The 749-nt window shown below is 59.1% G+C and carries 1 rRNA gene (running past one end of the window); it reads right to left on the bottom strand.

What is annotated here, in order from left to right:
• Positions 1-749: ribosomal RNA gene (locus tag AP234_RS34050) — 23S ribosomal RNA — on the bottom strand (it continues 3250 nt past the right edge of the window).

Here is a 749-nt window from a genome sequence, read left to right as displayed (position 1 = left end):
GGACAAGTCCTCGGCCTATTAGTACCGGTCAGCTCCACACGTTACCGCGCTTCCACTCCCAGCCTATCAACCCCATCATCTCCAGGGGGCCTTACCCCATCACGGGTGGGAGACCTCATCTAAAGGCAAGCTTCCCGCTTAGATGCTTTCAGCGGTTATCCCTACCGAACGTAGCCAACCAGCCATGCTCCTGGCGGAACAACTGGCACACCAGAGGTTCGTCCGTCCCGGTCCTCTCGTACTAGGGACAGCCCCTCGCAAGTCTCCTGCGCGCGCAGCGGATAGGGACCGAACTGTCTCGCGACGTTCTAAACCCAGCTCGCGTACCGCTTTAATGGGCGAACAGCCCAACCCTTGGGACCTACTCCAGCCCCAGGATGCGACGAGCCGACATCGAGGTGCCAAACCATCCCGTCGATATGGACTCTTGGGGAAGATCAGCCTGTTATCCCCGGGGTACCTTTTAGCCGTTGAGCGACACCGCTTCCACACGCCGGCGCCGGATCACTAGTCCCAGCTTTCGCTCCTGCTCGACCCGTCAGTCTCACAGTCAAGCCCCCTTGTGCACTTACACTCACCACCTGATTACCAACCAGGCTGAGGGAACCTTTGGGCGCCTCCGTTACCCTTTAGGAGGCAACCGCCCCAGTTAAACTACCCACCAGACACTGTCCCCCACCCGGATCCACGGGCGCGGGTTAGACATCCAAAACGACCAGAGTGGTATTTCACCAATGACTCCACGACAA

The sequence above is a fragment of the Sphaerimonospora mesophila genome, from assembly GCF_001417795.1.
In the GTDB taxonomy this organism is placed as follows: domain Bacteria; phylum Actinomycetota; class Actinomycetes; order Streptosporangiales; family Streptosporangiaceae; genus Sphaerimonospora; species Sphaerimonospora mesophila.
This window is presented reverse-complemented; position numbering and strand designations above follow the sequence as displayed.